This is a genomic window from Micromonospora avicenniae (genome assembly GCF_900156065.1).
Classification (GTDB): domain Bacteria; phylum Actinomycetota; class Actinomycetes; order Mycobacteriales; family Micromonosporaceae; genus Micromonospora; species Micromonospora avicenniae.
This window is the reverse complement of sequence record NZ_FTNF01000010.1, coordinates 120,494-143,638: the sequence shown is the minus strand read 5'-3', so window position 1 is coordinate 143,638 and position 23,145 is coordinate 120,494. Positions and strand designations below refer to the sequence as shown.

The following is a 23,145-nucleotide window of genomic DNA, read 5'->3' as shown; positions in this document are numbered from 1 at the left end:
CCTGGCCCCTGGGCCGAATCGACCAGGAAGAGCTGTCACGGCACGGAAAAGGTTCCGCCCGTTACATGATCGTTACCCTTGGCACTCGTCCGCGGTCATCGGGGGCGGTCGCGGTCGCGGGAGGGTTGCACCCGTTTGGGTTCGCCCGGCATCTTCGGGTGGTCCGGCGGGTAGGGCAGATCACCCTGGCCGGCGGCGGCGTCGCGGTCGGCCCACTCGAGCAACGGGGTGATGTCCCACGGGTCGTCGTCGACACCGGCGTGCGGGTCGCCCTGCTCGGCCAGCCGGGCCGGGACAGTGGCCAGGTCGAAGTCGTCCGGGTCGACGTCGGGCAGTTCGTCCCAGGTGACCGGGGTGGAGACCGTGGCCCGGGCGTTGGCCCGCAGCGAGTAGGCGCAGGCGATGGTGCGGTCGCGGGCCATCTGGTTGTAGTCGACGAAGACCCGGCTGCCACGCTCTTCCTTCCACCAGGAGGTGGTGACCAACTCGGGGCGGCGCCGCTCGAGCTCCCGGCCGAGCGCGATGGTGGCCCGGCGCACCTCCACGAACGTCCAGCGGGGCTGGATACGCAGGTAGACGTGCACACCCCGGCCACCGGAGGTCTTCGGCCAGCCGGCGACGCCCAACTCGTCGAGCACAGCGCGCAACTCACCGGCAGCCTGGGCGGCGTCGGCGAAATCGGTGCCCGGCTGCGGGTCGAGATCGATACGCAGTTCGTCCGGGTGGTCGGCGGCGGCGGCCCGTACCGGCCACGGATGAAACACCACGGTGCCCATCTGCGCGGCCCACGCCACGTGCGCGAGGTCGACCGGGCAGAGCTCCGCGGCCGTACGCCCGCTCGGGAAGGTGATCTCGGCGGTCTCCACCCACGGCGGCACGCCCCGGGTCGGTATCCGCTTCTGGAAGAACATCTCCCCCTCGACGCCCTCGGGGAAGCGCTGCAACGTGGTGGGACGGTCGCGCAGGGCCCGCAGGATGCCGTCGCCCACGGACAGGTAGTAGTTGAAGACGTCAGCCTTGGTGAAGCCCCGTTGCGGGAAGATCACCCGGTCCGGACTGGTCAGCCGTACAGTGTGCCCGGCGATCTCGACCTCGGTGACGGCTGCCTTCGTGGTGCCACCCATCAGGCGACCATATGCGAAGCCTCCGACATCCGGCGTACGGTTGCCGGGTGAGTCTGGAAGACACTGAACTGCCCCGCACCGAGGACGAGTGGCGCGTCCGGCTGACCCCGGAGGAGTTCCGGGTGCTACGGGAGGCCGGCACCGAACGACCGTTCACCGGCGAGTACGTCGACACCAAGACCCCCGGGGTCTACCACTGCCGGGCCTGCGGGCTCGAACTCTTCTCCAGTGACACGAAGTTCGACTCGCACTGCGGCTGGCCCAGCTTCGACGACGCCATCCCGGGGCGGGTCAAGGAGATCGAGGACCACACCCTCGGCATGGTCCGCACGGAGATTCGCTGCGCACGCTGCGACAGCCATCTCGGGCACGTGTTCCGGGGTGAGGGTTTCACCGACAAGGACACCCGGCACTGCGTCAACTCGCTCTCCATCCGTCTCGAACCCCGCTGAACGGTGGCCGACGCGAGTCGGCCACCCATCGGTTCATCGGCTGGCGGCCGGTCGGCCCGTGAGGAGCCGCACCTCAGCGGTACGTGACTGCTCGATACGCCGGGCGAGGTCGCGTACCCGCTCGTCGGTGCCGGCGGTCAGGTGTGCGCGGGCCAGGTCGGCTGCCGCTCGCTGATGTCGGGCGAGCACCTCGCGCAGCACGCGGTCGACCTCGGAGCCGGTGGCGTCCCGCAGCCGGGCCAGGTCGGCGGCGGACAGGCCGTGCCCCGCGTGGTCGTGCCGGTGCCTGTCCGCTGCCGGACCGGCGGCTCGCAGCCAGGCGCGCATGGTGGCCAGCTCGTCGGTCTCGGTCGCGCCGATCGCGGCGACCAGCGTCCGCAGCTCCTGATCGAAGATCCGGTCCCGGGTCAGCCGGACCATCTCCAGGGTCTGCTCGGTGTGCGCCGCCATCATGCCCAGGAAGATCAGGTCGAGCCCGCTCGGCGTCCGCAGCGCGGAGTGGTCGGGTGCCGGTACCGCGGTCGCCGGCGGTGCCGGCGGATCGGTCGCCGGGCCGGCCGCACAACCGGTGGCCAGCAGCACGGCGACGAGCGGGGCCGCCACGGTCAGCCGGGTCATGTCGCCCTCCCAGGTGGGGCCGGCAGGGATGGGGGCACGGCTCGACGCTGGGACGCCGGCCGCGCCCGTACGGTCAGATCCGGCTCCACAGCGCGGGCACGTTCGGTGGCTCCCAGCCGGCGATGGCGGTGTGCGCCTGCCGGCAGCGGTACGTCGACCCGCCGTAGGTGACCTGATCGTCGACCTGGTAGGCCCGGCCCGCCGTCCAGCTGCCACCCGAGGCGGGCGGCGGTGTGGGGCCGGGTGTGGTCGGCGTCGGCGTCGGGGTGGGTGTCGGCGTGGGCCCGGGCCCGCCACCTCCGCCGATCTGGAGGTCGACGCAGGAGTAGAACGCGTTGGCGGTGTCGGCGATGTTCCAGATGGCGAGGAGCTTGTGCCGGCCGGAGAAGCCGCTCAGGTTGACGGTGTGCGACACCGTCGCCCCGGGCTGCTGGCCGTTGCCGTTGACGACGGCCACCCGGGTGCCTCCGATGTAGTACTCCCAGTTGCTGGTGGCGTGCCGCGCCGTGTTGATCCAGGTGAACGTCACAGTGCTGCCGACCGAGGTGGCGGGCCAGCCCCGGCTGTCGTCGTTGAGAACTGCGAAGTGGGCGATGTTGGCATGGCAGTTGCGCAGCCCCTTCGGGCCCTCGACGCTCTGCGGCTCGTACTTGATCTGCCCGCAGTCCGGGACCCGGTTCTGCGCACAGAGCGCCTGCCGGCTCGGTGGCGACGACACGTAGCCGTGGGCCTGGGCCGGGGCCGCGACGGCGAGCGAGGACAGGACGGCGCCCGCCGCCACGACCGGGAGGGTGATCCTTCGACGCATGGTGACACCTCCGCGGGGTGATGAAGTTGCCACCAACATAAATTAAACTTTGTTAACTGTAAAGACAGTCATCGATAGATGCAGAAACGTTTCCCGAGGTCTCAGATCACCAGGGTGCAGCCCTGATCGTCCACCCGGTCGGCGGTGTCGTCGTCGAGCCAGAGCCCGCCGGTGGCCAGGTAGCGGAACCGGTACTCCCCCGGGCGCAACCGCACGGTCACCGTCCGGGTGCCGTCGCGACGCGGAACGAGTTCGTGCCGGCCCGGTTCCCAGTCGTTGAAACTGCCGACCACGCTCACCGCTCCGGGCGGTGCGTCCCGGGGCAGGCAGAAGGTGACCCGGGTCTGATTGCCGAAGAGCCTGCTGCGCTTGATCACGGGGTACCTCCAGGGCTCAGGGCGGTCTACCAGGCACAACGGGCGACACGCGGGAGCCGACACGCCGCCGGCGGCGACACGGATAGCCGCATTCCTCCCGCTCCTGCCGCCGCTCTGGCGCACTCTGAAGGCAACTGTCCTGATACGGGGGGTTCCCATGGCGACCTGCGAGGTCTGCGGCAACGACTACTGGATGGCGTTCGAGGTGCGTACGGTCAGCGGTGACACGCACACCTTCGACAGCTTCGAGTGCGCGATCCACCGGCTGGCACCGATCTGCGAGCACTGCCAGGTCAAGATCGTGGGGCACGGGGTGGAGGTCAACGGCCGCTTCTTCTGCAGCGGGCACTCCGCCCGCGCCGTCGAGGGCGCTCAGGGTGCCGAGATCCGCGACGCGGTCGGCGTACGCCCCTCCTGACGCGCGGCCACGGTACGGTCTACCGATGCGGCCTTTCCTGGGCGTCCTGCCTCCCCCGCGCTCCTGACCGGAGCGCGCCGCCCCACGCCGACCGGTTGACCCGGACCGGCCATATCGCTGTGCGCTCCGCCGACGTCGTCCCCCGTCAGCGGCTCACCCTTTCGGAGCGCACACATGCCCGCTTCCCGCACCGCGCCCGCCTCCCGGCCGGCGCCGGTCACGCCTGTCCCGCCCGTCCGCACCGGCCTGATCCAGATCACCGTCGCCGGGGTGCTGTGGGGCACCACCGGGACCGTCGTGCACGTCGTCCACGAGACCACCGGTCTGAACCCGGTCAGCATCGGCTTCCACCGCCTGGCGATCGCCGCGCTCGTCCTGTCGGCGTTCGCCGCCCCACGGCTGCGTCCGACGCTGGCCGCTCTGCGCGCCGCGCCGCTGCCGCTGCTGGCGACCGGGGTCGGGCTCGGCATCTATCAGGCGCTGTACTTCGCGGCCGTCGCGCTCGCCGGGGTCGGCGTGGCCACGCTGGTCAGCCTCGGCCTGGCCCCGGTGCTCGCCGTGGCCTGGGAGTCGGTCCGGGCTCGCCGGCTGCCCGGCCCGTTCCGGCTGGCCACACTCGCGGCCGCGGTCGCCGGCCTCGCGCTGGTCACCGCGGCTTCGGCCGAGCCCAACTCGGCGGCGCCCCGACCGCTACTGGGGCTGCTCGCGGCAGCCGGGTCCGGCCTCGGGTACGCCGCGACGACCCTCGTGAGCCGGCACGTCTCCCGAACCACCCCACCGATGACGCTCACCACCATCTCCACCGTGATCGGCGCGCTGGTCCTCGCCCCGTTCGCCTTGTCCGCGGGGCTGACCGTGCCGGCCCGCGCGGACGTCGTGGCGCTGCTGCTCCACCTCGGGTTGGTCACCACCGCGCTGGCGTACGTGCTGTTCAACGCCGGGCTGCGAACGGTCGAGGGCAGCGTCGCGGCGGTGCTCACCCTCGTGGAGCCGCTGACCGCCGCTGCGCTCGCCGTCGTGCTCCTCGGCGAGCCACTGCCGCTCCCCGTGCTCACCGGCGGGGTGCTGCTGCTCACTGCGGTGGCCGCCACGTACCTGGCTCCGCAAGCCGGTGGACCTACGATCGCAGGATGCCTCCGCAGACGATCGAGGTCCGCACCGCCGCGTTCCCGGACCTGACCACCCGCACGTTCCACGACCTGCTGAAGCTGCGGATCGACGTGTTCGTGGTGGAGCAGAACTGCCCGTATCCGGAACTCGACGGCCGCGACGTCGAGCCGGGCACGCGGCATCTCTGGCTCACCGACGGCGGAGCTCCGCTCGCGTACCTGCGGATCCTCGCCGATCCGGGCGACGTGGCCCGGATCGGCCGGGTGGTGGTGGCCCCGCACGCCCGCGGCGGCGGGCACGCCGGCCGGCTGATGACCGAGGCGCTGGCCCTGGTCGGCGACCGGCCGTGCGTGCTGGAGGCACAGTCGCACCTCGTCGGCTTCTACGCCCGGTACGGCTTCAGCGTCAGCGGCCCGGAGTACGTCGAGGACGGCATCCCGCACACCCCGATGCGCCGCGCCGCCGGCGGAAAACAGGTCGCGTAGGAGGCGATCCGGCACGAGCATGCCTTCATGATCGAGATCAGGCTGCTCACCCCGGACGACTGGAAGCTCTGGCGCGAGGTCCGCCTCGCCGCGCTGGCCGAGGCCCCGTACGCGTTCGGCTCCCGGCTGTCCGACTGGCAGGACGACGGCGACCGCGAGGACCGCTGGCGGTCCCGCCTCGAGATCCCCGGTTCCCACAATCTCGTCGCCCAACTCGACGGACGACCGGTCGGCCAGGCCAGCGGGGTGCCCACCCCCACCACCGGCGTCGCGGAACTCATCTCGATGTGGGTGCACCCGCAGGCCCGCGGCCACGGCGTCGCGGACGCGCTGGTGGACGCCGTGGCCCGGTGGGCACGACAGGCCGGCGCCGACCGGCTGCGCCTGGCGGTGATGGCGGGCAACGAGCGGGCCGCCGGGCTGTACCGACGCCACGGCTTCGTGCCCACCGGCGAGCTGGGCGACCTCATGCCCGACGGCGTGCGGCGGGAGCAGGTGATGGCCCGGGACCTACACGGGGCGTGACCTGCTCGGGTCGCGGGGCTTCGGGGGCCGGGTGCCCTCTCCGGGTCACCCAGTCTGGACGCTGTCGAGCTGCCCCGGATACGAGACCACGACACCCCGCGACCCGAGCCACCCGACTCGGGACGGCCGGCCCATCACCACCCGACGGGCGGCGGCCTGCCCATCACCACCCGCACCGTCGACTCCCCGATCACCGCCCGCCGGGCGCCGGCCCTCGGACGACGGTCCCCAGGGGTGCCGGACCCACCTTGCGCTCGAGCGCTGGAGCCGCCCCGCCCCATTTCTGGGGCAGCTCGACAGGACGCGCGCCACACCCCGGGCCCGGCCGACGGCCGCGACGACCCACCGCGCCCGACGCCGCGATTGGCGAAGCGCCACGGATCGTCGCGTCAGACCAGGCAGTTGACGATCTCGGCGATCGACCGGCGGCGACCGGTGTAGAACGGCACCTCCTCGCGCACGTGCCGACGGGCGGCGGAGGCGCGCAGGTCGCGCATCAGGTCCACGATCCGGTGCAGCTCGTCGGCCTCGAAGGCGAGCATCCACTCGTAGTCGCCGAGGGCGAACGAGGCGACCGTGTTGGCGCGCACGTCCGGGTAGCCGCGGGCCAACCGGCCGTGCTCGGCGAGCATCTCCCGCCGCTCCGCGTCCGGCAGCAGGTACCACTCGTACGAGCGGACGAACGGGTAGACGCACAGGTAGGCACGCGCCTGCTCGCCGGCGAGGAACGCCGGGATGTGGCTCTTGTTGAACTCCGCCGGCCGGTGCAGGGCCATCTGCGACCAGACCGGGCTCATGCTCCGGCCCAGGGTCGTACGGCGGAAGCGCAGGTAGGCGTCCTGCAGCGCGTCGCTGGACCCGGAGTGCCACCAGATCAGCAGGTCCGCGTCGGCGCGCAGGCCGGACACGTCGTAGGTGCCGCGGATCGTCACATCCTTGCCGGCCAGCTCCTCGAAGAGCGCCTCGATCTCGGCGGTGACGTTGTCGCGGAGGGACGGCAGCGGGCTGCTGGCCCGGAACACCGACCACATGGTGTAGCGGATGGTCTCGTTCAGCTCCCGCAGCCGGGCCGCGTTCGTCTGCTCGGTCATGTCCCCGATCCTCCCAATGCACTGATGATCTCGTCGGCCGCGGTCTCACCGGAGCGGACGCAGACCGGGATCCCGACCCCGTCGTAGCCGGCCCCGGCCAGGGCCAGGGTGGGGTGGCTGGCGCGCAGCGCGGCGCGCACCGCGGCCACCCGGCCGGTGTGTCCCGGGGCGTACTGCGGCAGCGCCCCGCCCCAGCGCTGCACGTGCCCGTCGATCGGCGCGGGCAACGGCGTGCCGAGCACTGCGGACAGCTCCCGGTGCACCGTCGCGGCCAGGTCCTCGTCCGGGCGCTGGAGCTGCGCCTCCTCGCCGTACCGGCCCACCGAGGCACGCACGAGGGCCAGTCCGTCCGGGCGGCGCAGGTGCCCCCACTTGGTGGTGAAGAAGGTGGACGCCTTGATCAGCAGTCCCTCGGTGCCGGGCACCAGGAGACCGGAGAGCTCCGGCAGCCGCGGCTGCGGCAGGGCCAGGGTGACCAGCGCGACGCTGGCGTAGTCCAGCTGCCCGACGACGCCCGCCAGCTCGGGCGCCGGCCCGGCGAGCAGCCTCGCGGCCGGACGCGCCGGCACGGCGAGCACCACCGCGTCGACATCGACGTGTTCCGGGTCACGGGTCGGGCCGACGGTCAGCCGCCAGCCGGACGGAGCCGGATGCAGTTCACGGACGGTCGCGTCCTGGCGGATCGTCGCGCCGCTCTCGCGCGCCGCCGCGGCCACCAGCGTGCCGAGCCCACCGACCAGGCTGCCGAAGACCGGGGCGCCCGGTACGCGCGGCGCGGCGGCCTGCGCGGCGCGGACCGCTCCGACCAGGGTGTGTTCCACCTGAGCGGCCCGGGCCAACGCCGGCATCGTGGTCACCAGCGACAGGTCGTCGGCGCGGCCGGCGTACACCCCGCCGAGCATCGGGTCGACCAGCCGGTCCACCACCTCGTCGCCGTAGCGTGCGCGGACCAGCGAGCCGACGCTCACGTCCTCGCCGGGGCCGAGCAGCGGACGGCCCTCGTCGCGGTCGGCCGCCGCGTCCGGCTTGGCCACCGCCGAAACCTTGGCCAGGTCACCGGGTACGCCGACCAGCGTGCCGCCCGGGACCGGGCGCAGCCCCCCGTCGACGACGAGCGCGGCCTGCCCGACCGTGGGGTGGACGATCCGCTCGGCCAGCCCGAGCCGGCGGACGAGCGCGACCGCGGCGGACTCCCCACCGGCCGGGTCGCGCATCAGGAAGGACTCGGCGCCGAACTCCACCGGCTGGCCGGCCAGCTCGCCGGTACGCAGCTTGCCGCCGAGCGTGCCGGACTGCTCGTACACCGTGATCTCGGTGCCCTCGGGGGCGCTGTCGCGCAACCGGACGGCGGCGGCCAGCCCGGCGATCCCGCCACCGACCACCGCCACTCGCGCCGGACGCCGCATGCCGCTCAGCTCCGCTCGACCGGGCCGGCGGTGAGCTCGTGCACCAGCGCGACCACTCGCGTCAGCACGTCCGGGTCGGTCTCCGGCATGACGCCGTGACCCAGGTTGAACACGTGCCCCGGGGCGGTCCGGCCCTGCGCCAGCACGCGACGCACCTCGGCCTCGATCACGGGCCACGGGGCGAACAGCACCGCCGGGTCGAGATTGCCCTGCACGGCGCGCTCCGGCCCGATCCGGACGGTCGCCACGTCCAGCGGCGTACGCCAGTCGACGCCCACCACGTCCGCTCCGGCCTCGCCCATCGCGGCGAGCAGCTCGCCGGTGCCCACCCCGAAGTGGATCCTCGGCACGCCCGCGTCGGCGAGCCCGCCGAGCACCGTCGTCGAGTGCGGCAACACGTAGCGGCGGTAGTCCGCCTCGGAGAGCGCGCCCGCCCAGGAGTCGAAGAGCTGCACCGCGGAGACCCCGGCCGCCACCTGGACCCGCAGGAACTCCAACGTGACCTCGGCCAGCCGGCCGCAGAGCGTGTGCCACAGCTGCGGATCGCCGTACATCAGCGCCTTGGTCTTTGCGTGCGTACGCGACGGCCCGCCCTCGATCAGGTAGCTGGCCAGGGTGAACGGCGCGCCCGCGAAGCCGATCAACGGGGTGTCGCCCAGCTCGGCGACGAGCAGCCGGACCGCCTCGTCGACGTACGGGACGTCGTCGCGGACGATCGGACGGATCCGTTCGACGTCGGCGGCGGTGCGCACCGGCTCGGCCACGACCGGCCCGGTGCCCGGCACGATGTCGAGGTCGACGCCGGCCGCGGCGACCGGCACCACGATGTCGCTGAACAGGATCGCCGCGTCCACACCGTGCCGGCGTACCGGCTGGAGAGTGATCTCGGTGACGAGGTCGGGGCGGCGGCAGGACTCCAGCATCCCGACGTTCGCGCGGATCTCCCGGTACTCCGGCAGGGACCGCCCAGCCTGGCGCATGAACCAGACGGGAGTGTGCGGGCCGGCCTGGCGGCGGCAGGCCCGGACGAAGGGCGAGTCGCCCGGTCCGGCGGGGGCGGGGTCTCCGTCTCGGGTCGCGATGCCCGTGCTGTCCGTGCTCATCGCGGCCATCGTGCCACGCGCCACGACACCTCCGTCGGGCCCGCCCCCACTTTGTGACCCGTCCCCGGCCGCGCGGTCGCGCCGCCGTCCGCCAGCCCCGGTGTCGGCGCGCCGTCGCGGCGGGCGGGGGCGCGGCGGCATAGGCTGCCGGCATGGCCCCCCCGATCGCGCCCCCGGAGACCTTCGCCCGCGCGGTCGCCGGGCTGCGGTCCGCGGCACCCCGCCCCGAGATCGTGCTGGAGGAGGTCGGCGCACCGAAGCGACTCGCCCCGTACGCCTTCGCGCTCGCCGCCAGCGTGCTGCGCGACGAGGACGAGGTGGCCAGCGGGCGCCTGATCCTGCTGCACGATCCGGCCGGGCACGAGGCGTGGCAGGGCACCTTGCGGCTGGTCACGTACGTCACTGCCGAACTGGAGGTCGACCTGGCCGCCGACCCGCTGCTGCCCGGGGTCGGCTGGACGTGGCTGACCGACGCGCTCGACGCCCAGGACGCCGCGCACCGCGCCATCGGCGGGACGATCACGCAGACCATGTCGACGCGGTTCGGTGAGCTGGCCGGGCCGCCCGCCGTCGGCGACATCGAGATCCGCGCCTCGTGGACGCCGGTGGACGACGAACTCGGCCCGCACCTGCTGGCCTGGTGCGCATTGCTGGCCTCGACGGCCGGGCTGCCACCGCCCGGGGTGACCGCGCTGCCGGGGCGTCGCCCCGCCGGCGCGGCCTGACCCCGTACGGGCGGCGTCAGAGGTAGTTCTCGGCCTCGTCGCAGACCTTGTCGAGGCCACTCATGGCCTTGTCGTACGCGCTCTTGTTGCCGGCCGACGCCGCGGCCAGCGCGGTGGTCAGCTTGTCGAGGCAGCTGGCGATGACCTTCTTCTGCCGCGCCTGCTCGTCACGATCGTTACGGGTGCCGGTGAGGTCCTGCTCGGTGTCGGCGAGCTTGTCCTGCACGCCCTGCAGGTCGGTCCTGAGCTTCTGGATCTCCTGGGCGTTCGCGGCGATCGTGCCGTCGCGCTCGCTGACCTGGGCGGAGAGGCGCCGCTCGGTCCGGTCCAGTTCGTTGTTCTTGGTGACGTAGAGACCGGTCGTCACGCCGCCGAGGACGAAGAGCAGGCCGGCCACCAGGGCCAGGACCAGGACCGCCCGCCCCTTGCGGGCCGGCGGGGCGGCCTGCCCGTACGGCGGCGCCGAACCGGGTGGCGCGGACATCGGCGCACCGTAGTAGGGGCCGGAGACGGGCGGCGCCGACATCGGCTGGTCGAATCCGGGGACCGGCGGTGCGGAGACCTGACCGGCGTACGGCGGCACGCCGGGCGGCGACGCGTACCCGCCCGTGGCGGGCGGCGCGGAGAAGGGCTGCGTCGGGGCGGGTTGGGCCGGGACTGGCTGGGTCGGCGCCACGGGCTGGACCCGCGGCATCTGCTGGGTCGGCTGCTCGGCGCCGTAGGGCGCCGGCTGCTGCGGGAACCGGGGGGTGCCGTCGTACGGCGGTTGACCGGGCACGGCCGGGGGCTGCGCCGGGTCCGGCGGGGGGTAGCCCTGCGGCCCGGTCGGTGGTTGGGTCATCTCTCCTCCAAATGAGCCGATCCGGCGTGACGGATGCCACCGGACCTCCAGTGGTACGACGGCCGGTCAACAGGACCTGGCCGGTTGTCGGCAGGGGTGGCCGAGGCGGGACACGGCTCGGCCCAGCCCCGGGCGTGGCGGTGGTCGCCGCCCGGTCGGCACGGCGCGGCGGTCAGCAGATCTTGAAGCCGTCGCAGGCGATCTTGATCGGCACGGCGAGGCCGATGCCCTCGGCGTCGCGGGCCTTGGCGGTGGCGATCCCGACGACCTGCTTGCTGCCGTTGACGACCGGGCCGCCCGAGTTGCCGGGATTGATCGGCGCGTCGAACTGGATGACCGGCCCGGAGCCGTCCCGTGCGTCGCGGAACGCGCTCACCACACCGGTGGTGACGCTGTCCTCCAGCCCGAGCGGCGCGCCGACCACGACGATCTGCTGGCCGGACTTCACGGCGTCCGGCGCGGCCGTCAGGCCGGTGAACCGCCCGGTGGTGCGCAGGTGAGCGATGTCGTTGGTCTTGTCGACCTTCACGATCGTGGCCGGGAAACGCTGGTCGGTGCGTTCCAGGAAGACCTCCCGGTCGCCGGCCTCCCAGACCGACTCCACCACGTGGAAGTTGGTGAACAGGTTCGTGCCGCCACCGGCGGCCGGCTTGCCGACGGCGAACGCCGTACCGGTGAACTGCCCGGCGCGGACCCGGAACACGCTGGGCAGCACGGCACCGGCGACCGCCTCCGGGTTGAACGTGGCCCCGGCCTGCTGCTCCAGCGCCCCGGCCCGCTTCTCCAGGCCGTCGAGGCGGGCGCGGTCGTCGCCCTGGGCCTCGGCCAACCGCCGGTCGGTGGCCGCGAGCCGGTTGGTGAGCCGGTCGATCTGGTACGCCTGGAAGCCCGCCAGCCCGGCCAGCAACAGCACGACCAGGGCCGCGACGAGGCTGGGCCACCGCCGACGGCGTGCTCCGCTCGACAGGACCGGCGGCTGACCCGGGTGCGCTCCGGCGCCGGCGGGCCACGCCGGCCCGCCGGGGGGCAGCGGCCCGGCCGGGAAGTACGGCCCGGGGGCCCCGGACGGCTGCGTTCCGGCCGGCCCGTAGGGCGCCGGTGCGGCGGGATCGGCGGACGGGCTCAGCGTCGGCGCGCCAGGCTGAGCCGGGACCGGCCCGCCGGGCTGCAGTGGTCCAGGCCCGCCGGGCTGCAATGGTCCGGGCCCGCCGGGCTGGAACGCCGGGGCGGCCTGAGGCGGGACGAAAGCAGCGGGTTGACCCGGGACGGGCGCGCCGGAGTGGAACGGACCCGCGGCCTGCGCCGGCACGGGCTGGCCCGGGACGGGCGGGCCCGGTTGGTACGGACCAACGGCCTGAGGCGGAACGGGCGGGCCGGGCTGGAACGGTGCCGAGGCGCCGGGCGCGGGCCAGGCGGGGGCCGAACCGTAAGCGGGCTCGATCCTGGGCGGCAACGGTCCGGGGCGATTCGTCGTCGGGGCCTGCGCCGACTCGTCGGAGCCGTGCCCCGTTGGCTGTCCCTCCGCCGGACCGTGCCCGCCCGGAGCCTGACCAGCCGAACCGTAGCCATCCGTCATGATCGCCACGCCCTCCCCGTTGACGCCTGTGCCGCCGCACGCGCCGGTACGGTCCGTTGACCCGCCCGGCGGCTCGATGGACCGTACCGGCGCGGTCGGGGTTTGTCTCCCCCGTTGTCCGTACTCGGACCACTGTCCGCGGCATCCGGCGGGCGCACACGCCGACCGGCTGCACCCGCAGGTCCGCCGGGCGCACTAGGGTTGTCAGGTGACCGACGAACCACCCCTGCGCCGTCGGGCCGCCGAAAGCCGTCCGGGCGACGCACCGCAACACCCGCCGTCAGTTCAGCCGGAGCCGGCGGACGCGGGCGACGACCCGACCGCCGGTGGCCCCGAACTGCTGACCGCTCCCCGAGAGGGCACCCCGCAACCGGTGGCCACCCCGGAGGAACTCGCCGAGGTCGTCGCCCGTTTCGCTGCGGGCGGCGGCCCGGTCGCCCTGGACGCCGAACGCGCCTCGGGCTACCGCTACAGCCAGCGGGCGTATCTCGTGCAGCTGCGCCGCGCCGGCGCCGGCACCGCCCTGATCGACCCGCTCCCCCTGTCCGACCTGACCACGCTCGACGAGGTGATCGGCGAGGCGGAGTGGGTGCTCCACGCGGCCAGCCAGGATCTACCCTGCCTCGCCGAGGTGGGGCTCCGGCCGCGCCGGCTGTTCGACACGGAACTGGCCGCTCGGCTGGCGGGCTTCGAGCGGGTCGGCCTGGCCGCGTTGACCGAACAACTGCTGGGGTTCACCCTCGAGAAGCACCACTCGGCCGCCGACTGGTCGAACCGGCCGCTGCCCGAGTCCTGGCTGACCTACGCGGCGCTCGACGTGGAGCTTCTCGTCGACCTGCGGGACGCGCTCGACGCGGAGCTGACCCGGCAGGGCAAGTCGGAGTGGGCGGCGGAGGAGTTCGCCGCGCTGGTCCGTACCGGCGCCCGGCCGCCGCGGGTGCGCGCCGAGCCCTGGCGGCGCACCTCCGGCATCCACCGGGTGCGGGGGGCGCGGGCGCAGGCCCGGGTCCGGTCGATGTGGTACGCGAGAGACCAGATCGCCGCGCGCCGGGACGCCGCGCCGGGGCGTGTACTGCCGGACTCGGCGATCATCGCGGCCGCCGAGTTGGACCCGAAGGACGAGAAGAGCCTGCTCACGCTGCCCGGCTTCGGCGGCCGCTCGGTACGTCGGCTGGCCCGCACCTGGCTGGCTGCGCTGGAGGACGCGCGGCAGCTGCCCGAGGACGCCCTCCCGGTCGCCCCGGTGGTCGAGGGCCCGCCGCCACCGCACCGGTGGGCCGAGCGGGATCCGGTGGCCGCGGCTCGGCTGGCCCGGTGCCGGGAAGTGGTGCTGCGGATCTCCGGGGAGCATCGGCTGCCCGCCGAGAACCTGATCGCCCCGGACTCCATACGCCGGCTGGCCTGGGTGCCGCCGGAGGAGGTCACCGAGACGACCGTCGGCGAGACGCTACGCGGCTTCGGCGCGCGCGAGTGGCAGATCGGCCTGCTCGCCGTCGACCTGACGGCCGCCCTGACCGACCCACCTCCCAGCACGAGCACCGTGACCGAGTGATCACGGGGTTGGCGGCGGTTCTGGAGATCGAACTCGCCGCCAACCCATGATCGACGGGAGGTGACCGGCTCCGGCCCCGGGCGGGACCGCCCGGGGCACACGGTGTGGGGTGTGCCACATGGGGCGCGGTGTCGAGGTTGGTTACTGACAAGTAGCATCCGAGGAACACGCCCGTGCCGGCGACCTCATTCGGTCCGTGCTGCCGCCTGTCGGCGCGGAGGCCGAGTCATGGTCGAAAAGGAGGCTCAAGTGCCCCGTGAAGTTCGGGATGTCGTCTTCGTCGACGGCGTCCGCACCCCGTTCGGCAAGGCGGGTGGCATGTACGCCAACACCCGCGCCGACGACCTGGTGATCCGCTGCATCCGAGAACTCCTGCGTCGCAACCCGCAGCTGCCTCCGGAGCGGGTCGAGGAGGTCGCGATCGCCGCCACCACCCAGATCGGCGACCAGGGCCTCACCATCGGCCGGACCGCCGCCCTGCTGGCCGGCCTCCCCAAGACGGTGCCCGGTTTCGCCATCGACCGGATGTGCGCCGGCGCGATGACCGCGGTGACCACTGTGGCCGGCGGCATCGCCATGGGCGCGTACGACGTCGCGATCGCCGGCGGCGTCGAGCACATGGGCCGCCACCCGATGGGCGAAGGCGTCGACCCGAACCCCCGGATCCTCGCGGAGAAGCTGGTCGACCCGTCCGCGCTGGTCATGGGCGCCACCGCGGAGAACCTGCACGACCTGGTCCCGCACATCACCAAGGAGCGCACCGACGCCTTCGCTCTCGCCTCGCAGCAGAAGACCGCCAAGGCGTACGCCAACGGCAAGCTCCAGGGTGACCTGGTGCCCGTCGCGGTACGCGACCCCGAGACCGGCTGGGGCCTGGCCACTGTGGACGAGGCTCCCCGGGACACCTCGATGGAGAAGCTCGCCACCCTCAAGACCCCGTTCCGCCCGCACGGCAGGGTGACCGCAGGCAACGCGGCCGGTCTGAACGACGGCGCGACGGCGAGCCTGCTCGCCGACGAGGCGACGGCCCGCGAGCTGGGCCTGCCGGTCGCCATGCGGCTGGTGTCGTACGGCTTCGTCGGGGTGGAGCCGGAGGTGATGGGCGTCGGCCCGATCCCCTCCACCGAGAAGGCGCTGCGCATCGCCGGCCTGACCATCGACGACATCGGCCTGTTCGAGCTGAACGAGGCGTTCGCCGTGCAGGTGCTGGCGTTCCTCGACCACTTCGGCATCGCCGACGACGACCCGCGGGTCAACCAGTGGGGCGGCGCGATCGCCGTCGGCCACCCGCTCGCATCCTCGGGTGTACGGCTGATGACCCAGCTCGCCCGGCAGTTCGCCGAGCACCCCGAGGTCCGCTACGGCCTCACCGCCATGTGTGTCGGCATCGGCATGGGCGGCACCGTGATCTGGGAGAACCCCCACTGGGAGGGCAACAAGTGAGCGCGAGGAATGAGCCGGGCCTGCGAGTCCCGCAGTCGCGAACGAAGGAGGCCCAGTGAGCGTGCTCGCCGCACCGAACGAGGTCGTCACCCGGGCGCTGCTGCGTCAGGTGAACGTGCCGGGGCTGGACCGTCCCGCCGCCCTGATCACCCTGGACAACGGTCTCGACCACACCAAGCCGAACACCTTCGGCCCGGCCGGCCTGACCAGCCTGGACGAGGCGATCACCGCCGCCCTCGCGGCGAACCCGGCGTTCGTCGCGATCACCGGCAAGCCGTACATCTTCTGTGTCGGCGCGGACATCACCGGCCTGCCGCTGCTCGCCGACCGGGAGCAGGCGCTGGAGATCGGCCGGCTCGGCCACCGGGTCTTCGCCCGGCTCAAGGACAGCAGTGTGCCCACGTTCGCGTTCATCAACGGCGCGGCGATGGGCGGCGGCCTGGAGTTGGCGCTGCACTGCCACTACCGGACGCTCTCCGGCGGCGCGGCGGCGCTCGCCCTGCCCGAGGTCTCGCTCGGCCTGGTACCCGGCTGGGGCGGCACCCAGCTGCTGCCGAACCTCATCGGCATCCCGGCGGCGACCCAGGTGATCGTCCAGAACCCGCTCATGCAGAACAAGATGCTCAAGCCGAAACAGGCCGCGGAGATGGGCGTCGCGGACGTCCTGCTGGAGCCGGCCGACTTCCTGGAGCGCTCGCTGGAGTGGGCCGCCGGCGTGGTCCGCGGCGAGGTCACCGTCACCCGGCCCGAGGTGGACCGGGACATGTGGGCCGGGGTGCTCTACTTCGCCCGGCAGACCCTCGACCAGCGACTGCACGGAGCCGTTCCCGCGGCCTACAAGGCACTGGACCTGCTCGACACGGCGAAGGACGCCGACTTCGCCACCGGCACCGCGGCCGAGGACGAGGCGCTGGCCGACCTCATCTTCTCCGAGGAGCTGCGCAGCGGCCTGTACGCGTTCGACCTGGTGCAGCGGCGCGCCAAGCGCCCGGCCGGAGCGCCCGACAAGAGCCTGGCCCGCCCCGTCACCAAGGTGGGCATCGTGGGCGCCGGCCTCATGGCGAGCCAGCTCGCGCTGCTGTTCGCCCGCCGGCTGCAGGTGCCGGTGGTGATGACCGACCTGGACCAGGCCCGGGTCGACAAGGGCCTCGGATACGTCCACACCGAGATCGAGAAGGCCGTCACCAGGGGCCGGATGGACAAGGGCACCGCCGCCAAGCTGTACGGGCTGGTCAGCGGCTCGGTCGATCGGAGCGTCTTCGGCGACGCAGACTTCGTGATCGAGGCGGTCTTCGAGGACCTGGCCGTCAAGAAGCAGGTCTGGGCCGAGCTTGAGAAGATCGTCACGCCGGAGGCCGTACTCGCCACCAACACCTCCAGCCTGTCCGTGACCGCGATGGCCGAGGAGCTGGAGCACCCGGAGCGGGTGGTCGGGTTCCACTTCTTCAACCCGGTCGCGGTGCTGCCGCTGCTGGAGATCGTGCGGGGCGAGCGCACCGACGACGCCACGCTGGCCACCGCGTTCGCGGTCGGCAAGCAGCTGAAGAAGTCGTCGGTGCTGGTGAAGGACGCTCCGGCGTTCGTCGTCAACCGGCTGCTCACCCGCTTCCTCGGCGCCGTCTTCGCCGCCGTGGACGCCGGCACCCCGCTGGACGTGGCGAACAGCGCGCTGGATTCGCTGGGCCTGCCGATGCGCCCGCTCGCGCTGCTCCAACTGGTCGGCCCGGCGGTCGCGTACCACGTGGGCGGGACGCTGCACGCCGCGTTCCCGGACCGCTTCGGGGTCAGCGAGAACCTCAAGCGGATCGCCGACTCCGGCCAACCGATCGTCGTCGACGACGAGGTGAACCCGGAGGTGGCCAAGCTGCTGGTGGTCGGCGACGCACCGCTCACCGCCGAGCAGGTACGGCAGAACGCGCTCGACGCGCTGGCCGAGGAGATCCGGCTGATGCTCGACGAGGGCGTGGTGGCCGAGGCGCAGGACATCGACCTGTGCATGATCCTCGGTGCCGGTTGGCCGTTCCACCTGGGTGGGGTCACCCCGTACCTGGACCGGACCGGCACGTCCGAGCGCGTGACCGGCCGGCGCTTCCTCCCCCGCGGGGCGGCCAGCCTGCCCGCCTGACCCGCCGCTCCCCCCGAAGAGCGCGGTGGCCGACAGCGTCCGGTGTGGACGTCCGGCCGCCGCGCTCTCCTATCTGCCGGCTCTCGGGGCAGCGACGGAGGACCGGGCGTGGATAACATCACCCGTCCCGCTTGTCTCGACGGGAGCTGCCCGATGTCGTATCCCCCGGCTGATTCCTATCCCCCGGCTCCGGAGCGTGGTCCCTACCCTCCGCCCCAGGGCGGCTATCCCGGCTCGCAGTCGGACGACCATCCGCTGCGGCAGTTGGGCGGCCATGCCGGCCCGTACGGCGGCGGCCACCCCGGCGATCATCCACAGCAACCGAAGCAGGGTGGGGGCTACCCCGGCGGCCATACCCGGCAACCGCCGCACGCGGGCTACCCGGCCGGCAGCTACCCGGGGCGGCAGCCCGGCAGCCACAGCGGGGCGCACCCGGGCGGCTATCCCGCGCGGGAGCCTGGCGGCTACCCCGAGGTGCGGCCTGGTGGCCACCCACCGCCCCAGCAGAGTCCTTACCCGCGCCAGCACGGCGGTCACCCCGGCCAGCACGGCGGTCACCCCGGCGGGCCGACGGGCGGTTACCGGCCGCAACCGCAGCAGGGCGGTCACCCGGGCCAGCAGTACGACGGCCACCCCGGCGGCTACTCCGGCCAGCAGTACGACGGCTACCCGGGTGGACGTCCCGGCCAGCAGACCGACGGCTACCCCGGCCAGCAGTACGACGGCTACCCCGGCCAGCAGGCCGGTGGCTATCCGCCGCACCAGCAGGGTGGGTCGATTCCGCCCCAGAGCGGCCAACCGCATGGGGGAACTCCGCCCGGCCCTTCGGCGCCGAAGAAGTCCAACACCGGCAAGATCGTCCTGATCGTGGTCGCCGTGGTGCTGGTGCTCTGCCTCGGCGGCGGTATCGCGACCTGGTTCGTGATCAAGGACGACGTGAGCGATGGCATCGAGGCAGCCGGTACCCGGGTCGTCGCACCGGAGACGCTCGCCGGCCGGCCCAGGATCACCAACACCGAACTGCAGAGCGTCGCCGACCAGATGGTGACCGAGATGAAAAAGGGTACGCAGGTCCCGTTCACCAGCACCGTGGGTGCCTTCTACGGCGACCCCGCCAAGCGGGAACTCGTGATGATCGTCAGCGCCTCCGGGCTGATACCCGATCCCGAGAAGGAACTGGACGGCGCGGTCGCCGAGATCTCCGCGGAACTCGCCATCACCGAGACGACGCCCGTGGATCCCGGTCCGCTCGGCGGCGAGGCCCGCTGCGGCGACGGCAAGGCCGACGCCACATCGCTGGGCGTCTGCCTCTGGTCCGACCGGGGCAGTGTCGGCGCCATCGTGGTCTACTTCAAGTCCGCCGAGGAGATCAAGGCCGATTTCGTGACCATGCGCGGCGAGATCGAGCAGCGGTCCTGACCCGTACCGGACGTGGGCCACGGTCACCAGCGTGGTGACCGTGGCCCCGCCGTCTCAGGCCGACGCGGCCCGCTCCGCGGCGCTACGCAACACGCAGAACTCGTTTCCCTCCGGATCGGCGAGCACCACCCAGCCGGAGCCGTCCGGCCGGCGGTGGTCGGCGACCTGCGTCGCGCCGATGCCGAGCAGTCGCTCGACCTCTTCGTCCCGGGTGCGGTCGGCCGGCTCCAGGTCGAGATGCAGCCGGTTCTTCACCACCTTGCCCTCGGGTACGGCCAGGAAGAGCACCTCCGGGCCGCCGGGCGGCAGCAGCATGGCCTCCGGGTCGCCCGGGAAGTCGTCGGGCTGGCGGGGGCAGTCGAAGACCTGGGCCCAGAACCCGGCCAGGGCGTAGGTGTCGTGGCAATCGATGCCGATGTTGTGGATCCGTGCGCTCACGGTCGCTCCTTCGAGCTGGATGAACGCGCTCCGCGGGGCCGGAAGAGTCAGCGGTGACCGGGGCGGGGCGCGGGATTCGTCATGGTGGACATCGACCACACCCCCTATCGACTGTCGAGCTGACTGCGCCGATCTTTCCAGGCCGGGGAAGTTCGCGCAATCGCGGCGGCCGATCAGCGCCCGCCGACGGGCTTCGCCCCACCCCGACCGTCCGTCGGGGCGGGGGCGCCCGGAACAGCGTCGGCCGAGGGCAGCCGTACGGTCACCTCGAGACCGCCGCCCGGCTGCGCCACCGCCTGCACGGTCCCGCCGTGCGCGTCGCAGACCGCCCGGACGATCGACAGTCCCAGCCCGGATCCACGCGCGCCGGTACGCTCCCGCCCACCGCGCCGGAACGGCTCGAAGAGCCCGGGCACGTCCGCCTGGTCCACCTCGAAGCCGGTGTTGCCGACCACGAGCCAGGAGTGCCGCCCATCGGTGCCGGTACGCACCCAGAGCCGCCCGTGCAGGTGGTTGTAGCGGACCGCGTTCTCGATGAGGTTCCCGGCCAGCCGGTCGAGCAGCCCCGGATCGCCGACGACGGATGCGGTTTCCAACGACGTCTGCACCCGCAGCCCGATCCGCTCCATCTCCCGCCGCATCGCCGAGAGCGCGTTGGCGGTCCCGCCGGCCAGGTCGCACTCGGTACGCCGGCCGAGCCGGCGGCCCGCCTGGGCCTCGCTGCGGGCCAGCACCAGCAGCGCGTCGACCAGCCCGTTCGCCCGCTCGGAGGCGTCCCGGACGACGGTCGCCATCCGGCGGTACTCGGCGATGTCCGCCTCGTCGTCGCTGAGCGTCACGTCGATCTCGGTACGCATCACCGCGAGCGGCGTACGCAGCTCGTGCGAGGCGTTCGCCACGAACCGCTTCTGCGTCTCGAACGAGGCGGCGATCCGGTCCAGCATCGCGTCGAACGTCTTCGCCAGGTCGGCCACCTCGTCGTCGGCGCCCGAGTAGCCGATGCGCTGGTCGAGGGTCGCCTCGCCGAGGCGCTGCGCGGTGGCGGTGACCTGCTGCAGCGGGCGCAGCGTACGACCGGCCACCGCGTACGCCCCGGCCACCCCGACCACGCTGATCGCCAGCAACGCCAGCAGGCCCTTGACGAGCAGCTCGCCGGAGGAGACGTCGACCAGTTGCCGCTGCCACTCGCCCGCGTCGACCGTACGACCGTCGGCGAGCACCACCGTGGTGCCGGGCAGCAGCTCGTCGGTCGGGCGCAGCGCGTCGCGTACCAGCAGCCAGGCGAGCAGCACGAGGATCGCGCCGGCGCCGACCAACAGCACGCCGTTGAGCAGGGTGAGGCGCAGCCGCAGAGTCGGGCGCAGCCGGAGCCGCCGGTCCGCGTCGGCGCTACCGGTGGCGGTGGCGGCGAGCCCGGTCATGCTGCCACCTCGGCCGTTCGGTAGCCGGCGCCCACCACCGTCTCGATCAGCGGCGGATCGCCGAGCTTCTTGCGCAGGGTCATCACGGTGACCCGGACGATGGTGGTGAACGGGTCCGTGTTGGCGTCCCAGACCCGCTCCAGCAGTTCCTCGCTGGAGACCACCGCGCCGCGCGCCTTCAGCAGCTCGCGGAGCACACCGAACTCCTTGTTGGTCAGGTCGATCGGCACGCCGGCCCGGGTGGCGACGCGCCGTCCCGGGTCCAGCACCAGGTCGGCCAGGGAGAGCACCGGCGGGGCGGCCGGTGTGGCCCGCCGGGCCAGCGCCTGCACCCGGGCGACCAGTTCGTCGAAGGCGAACGGCTTCGGCAGGTAGTCGTCGGCGCCGAGTTGCAGGCCCTCCACCCGGTCCGCCACCGTGCCGCTGGCGGTGAGCATCAGCACCCGCGTCAGCGTGTCCGAGGCCGCCAGCTCGGCGCAGATCTGGTCGCCGTGCACACCGGGCAGGTCCCGGTCCAGCACCACCACGTCGTAGCGGGTCACGAAGGCCAGCTCGTGCCCCGTGTCACCGTCGTAGGCGACGTCGACCGCCATGCCCCGTTTGCGCAACCCGCGCGCGATCGCGTCGGCGAGGTTGCGCTCGTCCTCCACCACCAGTACCCGCATGCCGATCTCCTCGCTGCCGACCTCCCGACAATCTAGGGCCTGGCGCAAAGAGCCCGGCCCGCCCGCCGTTGCCGGGACCCGTCGGCGTACGCGATGCTTCCGACATCCGGCACAGCGACGAACGGACGGCACCATGAGCACAGCAGCCCCGCCCCGGACCCGGGACATCGCCTACCGCGGGTTCCGCCTCCCCGGCGAGCAGGGGTCCGGTGCCACCGAGGGGCTGCGCGCAGACGCGCGCGGGCTGCTGATCGCCGAGCCGGCCGGCGTCCGGCCCGGTCCGGCGGGCGACGAGCGGCGGTACGAGTGGGGCGCGTGGACGTCGCCGCCGGTGCCCACCGGCTTCGCCGTCGGCGAGGTGGTCCCGTCATGGACCGCGGAGACCCCTGACGGCTGCTGGATCGAGGTGGCGCTGCGCGGCTGGCACGAGGACACCCCGGCCACCGCCTGGTACCTGCTGGGCCGCTGGGCGGCCGACGACCGGACGGTGCCCCGCAGCTCGGTGCCCGGCCAGCGCGATGGGGCAGCCCGGGTGGACACCGACACGCTGGTCGTCGGCGAGGCGACGGTCAGCGGCTGGCAGTTGCGGGTGACGCTACTCCGGCCGGTCGGCAGTGGAATCGGCCCGGCGTTGCGTACGGTCGGCGCCGTCGCCACCGGCCGCCCGGACGCGGATCCCCCGGCGGCGGACGCTTCTCGCGCGGCCGCGTCAGCGACGGACCGGCCCACCTCTGCGGCCCGCGGTCCACGCGGGGTGCCGGGTTCAACCGGCGCGGACCGGCCCGGCGACGCCCGGGGCGTCGTGCTGGACGTGCCCCGGTACTCGCAGCGGCTGCACGGCACGTACCCGCACTGGGGTGGGGGTGGTGACTCCTGGTGCAGCCCCACCTGCACCTCGATGGTGCTCGCGTTCTGGAACGCCGCCCCGCCCGCGCAGCGGTACGCGTGGGTCGACCCGCCGGGCCCCCGGCCGGTGGTGGTGCACGCCGCCCGGCACTGCTACGACCACGCCTACGGCGGGGCCGGCAACTGGTCGTTCAACACCGCCTATGCCGGTCTGCACGGGGTGGACGCCTTCGTCACCCGGCTACGGTCGCTGGTCGAGGCGGAGGCGTTCATCGCCGCCGGGATCCCGCTGGTGGTGTCCGCCGCGTTCCGCCCGGGCGAGGTGCCCGGGCTGGAGTACGACACCCGCGGTCATCTGATCGTGCTGGTCGGTTTCACCGCCGACGGGGATCCGGTGCTCAACGATCCGTACGCCCCGGACGACGAGGCGGTACGCCGGATCGTGGACCGGGAGCGGTTCGAGCTGGTCTGGCAGCGCGGCAGCGGTGGGATGGCGTACGTCATCCGTCCGGTGGAGGTGCCGCTACCGCCGGCGCCCGACCAGGCCAACTGGTGAACGAGGCGCCGGTGCGGGTCA

The 23,145-nt window shown here is 73.3% G+C and carries 23 protein-coding genes; 11 read left to right on the top strand and 12 right to left on the bottom strand.

From position 1 onward, the window contains the following. Positions 1-95: 95 nt before the first annotated feature. Positions 96-1,124, bottom strand: coding sequence for a non-homologous end-joining DNA ligase (gene ligD / locus BXA10_RS17205; protein ID WP_076471400.1), 1,029 nt, complete (start codon positions 1,122-1,124; stop codon positions 96-98). Between the two features lie 47 nt (positions 1,125-1,171). Here ligD and msrB point away from each other — a divergent pair, with 47 nt between their 5' ends. Further along, complete coding sequence (msrB, locus tag BXA10_RS17200) at positions 1,172-1,576, top strand: peptide-methionine (R)-S-oxide reductase MsrB (RefSeq protein WP_076471399.1); 405 nt, start codon at positions 1,172-1,174, stop codon at positions 1,574-1,576. Between the two features lie 33 nt (positions 1,577-1,609). On the opposite strand, the gene BXA10_RS17195 is transcribed toward msrB, so the two are convergent. The 3 genes from BXA10_RS17195 to BXA10_RS17185 all read right to left on the bottom strand — a co-directional run bounded on the left by BXA10_RS17195 (position 1,610) and on the right by BXA10_RS17185 (position 3,379). Next, on the bottom strand, positions 1,610-2,194 hold the full coding sequence (locus tag BXA10_RS17195) for a DUF305 domain-containing protein (protein ID WP_076471398.1): 585 nt from the start codon (positions 2,192-2,194) through the stop codon (positions 1,610-1,612). A 73-nt stretch (positions 2,195-2,267) separates the two neighbouring features. Next, a complete protein-coding gene (locus tag BXA10_RS17190) occupies positions 2,268-3,002 on the bottom strand; it encodes a lytic polysaccharide monooxygenase (protein ID WP_076471397.1) in 735 nt (244 codons plus the stop codon). Positions 3,003-3,103: 101 nt separating this feature from the next. Then, positions 3,104-3,379: an early set domain-containing protein gene (locus BXA10_RS17185; RefSeq protein ID WP_076471396.1), complete on the bottom strand. Its 276-nt coding sequence runs from the start codon at positions 3,377-3,379 to the stop codon at positions 3,104-3,106. A gap of 157 nt (positions 3,380-3,536) precedes the next feature. Between BXA10_RS17185 and BXA10_RS17180 the strand changes: the two genes are divergently transcribed. The 4 genes from BXA10_RS17180 to BXA10_RS17165 all read left to right on the top strand — a co-directional run bounded on the left by BXA10_RS17180 (position 3,537) and on the right by BXA10_RS17165 (position 5,917). Further along, entirely contained in the window at positions 3,537-3,797 is a 261-nt protein-coding gene (locus tag BXA10_RS17180) for a Prokaryotic metallothionein (RefSeq protein ID WP_076471395.1), read from the top strand. Between the two features lie 174 nt (positions 3,798-3,971). After that, positions 3,972-4,976 carry a DMT family transporter gene (locus BXA10_RS17175; protein WP_076471394.1) on the top strand — a complete coding sequence of 335 codons (1,005 nt, stop codon included), beginning with the start codon at positions 3,972-3,974 and terminating at the stop codon, positions 4,974-4,976. Then, positions 4,928-5,392, top strand: coding sequence for a GNAT family N-acetyltransferase (locus BXA10_RS17170; protein WP_076471393.1), 465 nt, complete (start codon positions 4,928-4,930; stop codon positions 5,390-5,392). The genes BXA10_RS17175 and BXA10_RS17170 overlap by 49 nt, the downstream gene beginning before the upstream one ends. Before the next feature lie 27 nt (positions 5,393-5,419). Beyond that, positions 5,420-5,917, top strand: a complete 498-nt coding sequence (locus BXA10_RS17165) for a GNAT family N-acetyltransferase (protein WP_076471392.1) — start codon at positions 5,420-5,422, stop codon at positions 5,915-5,917. A 389-nt stretch (positions 5,918-6,306) separates the two neighbouring features. On the opposite strand, the gene hemQ is transcribed toward BXA10_RS17165, so the two are convergent. The 3 genes from hemQ to hemE are packed head-to-tail and all read right to left on the bottom strand — an operon-like array spanning position 6,307 to position 9,517. Next, positions 6,307-7,008, bottom strand: a complete 702-nt coding sequence (gene hemQ, locus BXA10_RS17160; RefSeq protein ID WP_076471391.1) for a hydrogen peroxide-dependent heme synthase — start codon at positions 7,006-7,008, stop codon at positions 6,307-6,309. Then, positions 7,005-8,414 (bottom strand): protoporphyrinogen oxidase, encoded by a 1,410-nt coding sequence (gene hemG / locus BXA10_RS17155; protein ID WP_076471390.1) that lies wholly within the window; start codon positions 8,412-8,414, stop codon positions 7,005-7,007. The genes hemQ and hemG overlap by 4 nt, the downstream gene beginning before the upstream one ends. A 5-nt stretch (positions 8,415-8,419) precedes the next feature. Next, positions 8,420-9,517: a uroporphyrinogen decarboxylase gene (hemE, locus tag BXA10_RS17150; RefSeq protein ID WP_175649230.1), complete on the bottom strand. Its 1,098-nt coding sequence runs from the start codon at positions 9,515-9,517 to the stop codon at positions 8,420-8,422. Positions 9,518-9,669: 152 nt separating this feature from the next. Between hemE and BXA10_RS17145 the strand changes: the two genes are divergently transcribed. After that, complete coding sequence (locus tag BXA10_RS17145; RefSeq protein WP_076471389.1) at positions 9,670-10,242, top strand: DUF3000 domain-containing protein; 573 nt, start codon at positions 9,670-9,672, stop codon at positions 10,240-10,242. A 16-nt stretch (positions 10,243-10,258) separates the two neighbouring features. On the opposite strand, the gene BXA10_RS17140 is transcribed toward BXA10_RS17145, so the two are convergent. Next, the gene (locus BXA10_RS17140; protein WP_076471388.1) at positions 10,259-11,083 is read right to left on the bottom strand and encodes a hypothetical protein; all 825 of its coding nucleotides are present in this window, start codon (positions 11,081-11,083) and stop codon (positions 10,259-10,261) included. A 172-nt stretch (positions 11,084-11,255) separates the two neighbouring features. Then, positions 11,256-12,536, bottom strand: a complete 1,281-nt coding sequence (locus BXA10_RS30455) for a S1C family serine protease (RefSeq protein WP_425436084.1) — start codon at positions 12,534-12,536, stop codon at positions 11,256-11,258. 331 nt (positions 12,537-12,867) lie between these two features. Between BXA10_RS30455 and BXA10_RS17130 the strand changes: the two genes are divergently transcribed. The 4 genes from BXA10_RS17130 to BXA10_RS17115 all read left to right on the top strand — a co-directional run bounded on the left by BXA10_RS17130 (position 12,868) and on the right by BXA10_RS17115 (position 19,198). Further along, positions 12,868-14,211, top strand: a complete 1,344-nt coding sequence (locus BXA10_RS17130; RefSeq protein WP_076471387.1) for a ribonuclease D — start codon at positions 12,868-12,870, stop codon at positions 14,209-14,211. Between the two features lie 249 nt (positions 14,212-14,460). Further along, positions 14,461-15,654 (top strand): thiolase family protein, encoded by a 1,194-nt coding sequence (locus BXA10_RS17125; protein WP_076471386.1) that lies wholly within the window; start codon positions 14,461-14,463, stop codon positions 15,652-15,654. A 55-nt stretch (positions 15,655-15,709) separates the two neighbouring features. Next, positions 15,710-17,779: a 3-hydroxyacyl-CoA dehydrogenase NAD-binding domain-containing protein gene (locus tag BXA10_RS17120; RefSeq protein ID WP_175649229.1), complete on the top strand. Its 2,070-nt coding sequence runs from the start codon at positions 15,710-15,712 to the stop codon at positions 17,777-17,779. Between the two features lie 153 nt (positions 17,780-17,932). Next, positions 17,933-19,198: a chromosomal replication initiator protein DnaA gene (locus BXA10_RS17115; RefSeq protein WP_139338023.1), complete on the top strand. Its 1,266-nt coding sequence runs from the start codon at positions 17,933-17,935 to the stop codon at positions 19,196-19,198. 54 nt (positions 19,199-19,252) lie between these two features. Here BXA10_RS17115 and BXA10_RS17110 read toward each other — a convergent pair whose 3' ends face one another. From BXA10_RS17110 to BXA10_RS17100, 3 genes are all read right to left on the bottom strand, one after another. Further along, a complete protein-coding gene (locus BXA10_RS17110; RefSeq protein ID WP_076471384.1) occupies positions 19,253-19,636 on the bottom strand; it encodes a VOC family protein in 384 nt (127 codons plus the stop codon). Positions 19,637-19,809: 173 nt separating this feature from the next. Further along, positions 19,810-21,057 (bottom strand): sensor histidine kinase, encoded by a 1,248-nt coding sequence (locus BXA10_RS17105; RefSeq protein WP_076471383.1) that lies wholly within the window; start codon positions 21,055-21,057, stop codon positions 19,810-19,812. Further along, positions 21,054-21,722, bottom strand: a complete 669-nt coding sequence (locus BXA10_RS17100; RefSeq protein ID WP_076471382.1) for a response regulator transcription factor — start codon at positions 21,720-21,722, stop codon at positions 21,054-21,056. The genes BXA10_RS17105 and BXA10_RS17100 overlap by 4 nt, the downstream gene beginning before the upstream one ends. Before the next feature lie 133 nt (positions 21,723-21,855). On the opposite strand from BXA10_RS17100, the gene BXA10_RS17095 reads away from it, so the two are divergent. Continuing rightward, positions 21,856-23,124: a C39 family peptidase gene (locus tag BXA10_RS17095; RefSeq protein WP_076471381.1), complete on the top strand. Its 1,269-nt coding sequence runs from the start codon at positions 21,856-21,858 to the stop codon at positions 23,122-23,124. Positions 23,125-23,145 lie beyond the last annotated feature (21 nt).

Bases quoted from the DNA above. Each gene is read 5' to 3' on its own strand.
- ligD (WP_076471400.1), bottom strand. From the start codon at position 1,124: ATGGGTGGCACCACGAAGGCAGCCGTCACCGAGGTCGAGATCGCCGGG.
- BXA10_RS17195 (WP_076471398.1), bottom strand. From the start codon at position 2,194: ATGACCCGGCTGACCGTGGCGGCCCCGCTCGTCGCCGTGCTGCTGGCC.
- BXA10_RS17190 (WP_076471397.1), bottom strand. From the start codon at position 3,002: ATGCGTCGAAGGATCACCCTCCCGGTCGTGGCGGCGGGCGCCGTCCTG.
- BXA10_RS17180 (WP_076471395.1), top strand. From the start codon at position 3,537: ATGGCGACCTGCGAGGTCTGCGGCAACGACTACTGGATGGCGTTCGAG.
- BXA10_RS17175 (WP_076471394.1), top strand. From the start codon at position 3,972: ATGCCCGCTTCCCGCACCGCGCCCGCCTCCCGGCCGGCGCCGGTCACG.
- BXA10_RS17170 (WP_076471393.1), top strand. From the start codon at position 4,928: ATGCCTCCGCAGACGATCGAGGTCCGCACCGCCGCGTTCCCGGACCTG.
- BXA10_RS17165 (WP_076471392.1), top strand. From the start codon at position 5,420: ATGATCGAGATCAGGCTGCTCACCCCGGACGACTGGAAGCTCTGGCGC.
- hemQ (WP_076471391.1), bottom strand. From the start codon at position 7,008: ATGACCGAGCAGACGAACGCGGCCCGGCTGCGGGAGCTGAACGAGACC.
- hemG (WP_076471390.1), bottom strand. From the start codon at position 8,414: ATGCGGCGTCCGGCGCGAGTGGCGGTGGTCGGTGGCGGGATCGCCGGG.
- hemE (WP_175649230.1), bottom strand. From the start codon at position 9,517: ATGAGCACGGACAGCACGGGCATCGCGACCCGAGACGGAGACCCCGCC.
- BXA10_RS17145 (WP_076471389.1), top strand. From the start codon at position 9,670: ATGGCCCCCCCGATCGCGCCCCCGGAGACCTTCGCCCGCGCGGTCGCC.
- BXA10_RS17140 (WP_076471388.1), bottom strand. From the start codon at position 11,083: ATGACCCAACCACCGACCGGGCCGCAGGGCTACCCCCCGCCGGACCCG.
- BXA10_RS17115 (WP_139338023.1), top strand. From the start codon at position 17,933: ATGTCGTATCCCCCGGCTGATTCCTATCCCCCGGCTCCGGAGCGTGGT.
- BXA10_RS17105 (WP_076471383.1), bottom strand. From the start codon at position 21,057: ATGACCGGGCTCGCCGCCACCGCCACCGGTAGCGCCGACGCGGACCGG.
- BXA10_RS17100 (WP_076471382.1), bottom strand. From the start codon at position 21,722: ATGCGGGTACTGGTGGTGGAGGACGAGCGCAACCTCGCCGACGCGATC.
- BXA10_RS17095 (WP_076471381.1), top strand. From the start codon at position 21,856: ATGAGCACAGCAGCCCCGCCCCGGACCCGGGACATCGCCTACCGCGGG.